The sequence below is a fragment of the Providencia sp. PROV201 genome (assembly GCF_028479545.1).
GTDB classification, from domain to species: domain Bacteria; phylum Pseudomonadota; class Gammaproteobacteria; order Enterobacterales; family Enterobacteriaceae; genus Providencia; species Providencia huaxiensis.
In genome coordinates, this window is sequence record NZ_JAMPNW010000051.1 from 1 (window position 1) to 1,630 (window position 1,630).

2 protein-coding genes are annotated in these 1,630 nt (G+C 38.5%); both read left to right on the forward strand.

Features of this window, described 5'->3' with window-relative positions; genetic code table 11:
• On the forward strand, positions 1-1,056 hold a 1,056-nt coding region (locus PR809_RS20005; RefSeq protein WP_272524690.1), incomplete at its 5' end, for a VENN motif pre-toxin domain-containing protein.
• Complete coding sequence (locus tag PR809_RS20010; RefSeq protein ID WP_102137482.1) at positions 1,056-1,505, forward strand: hypothetical protein; 450 nt, start codon at positions 1,056-1,058, stop codon at positions 1,503-1,505. The genes PR809_RS20005 and PR809_RS20010, both read left to right, overlap by 1 nt.
• Positions 1,506-1,630: the final 125 nt, after the last annotated feature.

Genomic DNA, 1,630 nt, shown 5'->3' on the forward strand with positions numbered 1-1,630 from the left:
TTGTCGGCTCATGTTATCTTGAACACCCTCTTCCCGGGCAACGAAATTTGGGAACTGAGTGAAAGTGAGAAACAGCAAGTCAGTGCACTAAGCCAATTGGCTTCAGGCCTTGCTGGTGGACTGACTACCGGTGATGTGGCTGGGGCAATTACCGGCTCGCAAGCTGGGAAGAATGCGGTTGAGAATAACTCAATGGCACTTGGTGGAAACCTTGGGTTCTTATTTGCTGATATCCCAGATTGTGATGCGAGCTGTAAAGCAGACATAACTAAAGGCATTAATAATGGTAATTTAGTTGTGTCTGGAGCATCGATGGGCGTCGTTGCAGCTGGCTACTCATTAGTTATAGCACCAGAAATGATAGCAACTGTTCGAACTGCTTTAACAGGCTGTAAAGCAGCACCTGTAATATGCTTAAATGAAGTGGGTATATTTACAGCAGAGGTAGTAACACCGGGAGGAACTGGTGCCGGCGGTGCATTGATTATTGGTAAAACAGCACAAGAAGTCTCGACAGTTAAACAAGTAATACAGTCAGAAGCCAAGGCTGGTAAGATTAACTTGAATCAGTTGACGAGTGCGGAGTCAACAGTAATAAACTCAGGTAAAGATATCCTTAAATTACCTAATGGAAAACAAGGGACAGTCATACAGAATGCATTAGAACCTCATGAATACCAGCAAGCATTAGATATTGTTAAATATAAGGGCGGTAATTTTAAAGGCGTTGAAAAAGAAAATTTCCAAGGAATAGATGGATGGCTAGATGGTGTTCCGGTCCAATTAAAATTAGTAGAAGGGCAGAGCATCAACGCTGTTAGGCGCAATATTGTGAGTGGTGCCAAAGATATGCAAAAAGCTGGCTATCAAGGGGATCTATATGTGGATGCATCTAAAACAGGTGTAAGCATGAAAGAAATGATTGACCACTTTAAATCTGGCTCTCCAGTTAGCAATATCACAAAAGAAGGCACGGTAAATAATATTTACATTAAAACCCAAGATGGCTGGCTTAATGTTACAAGTGGTTCAATTAGTACCAATGGAGGAAAATAATGTCTAACGAAATTTTATTTCCAATTAAAAAGCTTCCTCAATTTGAAGATATCCTCAATAGTATCGTCGATGGGTTTAATGACTTTTCTTTGTCTACAAAACAATTAACTATAGGTATATCAGCTAAAAAAGGACTAAATTTACTTGATAAGTTTATCTATATACACGACCACCAATATGATTATTTTTGTTGGATAAGTTTTAACTTTATTGAAGAAAATCTACGTGATATAGATGATATAGAGTACCCATACATGGTAAGTGTCTCCACAAGAGGTGAGAGCAACTTAAAGTTTTCAGTTTTAATTTTGTATATAATATCTAGCTCATTGAATTCAAGAGTAATTTATGATGATGCTTATTTAATCCAAGCTAAAGAGCCTTATCCATCTTCTGAATTAAAACTATTTGTTGAGCGTTACATTCAAGATCTTTACTCTATTAATTAATGAGACGATCCCAGTTATCTGCTGGGATCGTCCTTAAATATCTTACTCGTTCTCAACCAGCTGGATAATCAACTGTCCGGTTTGGCGAATGAGGGTATAGTGACTCCCCACCTCAAACCCCAATT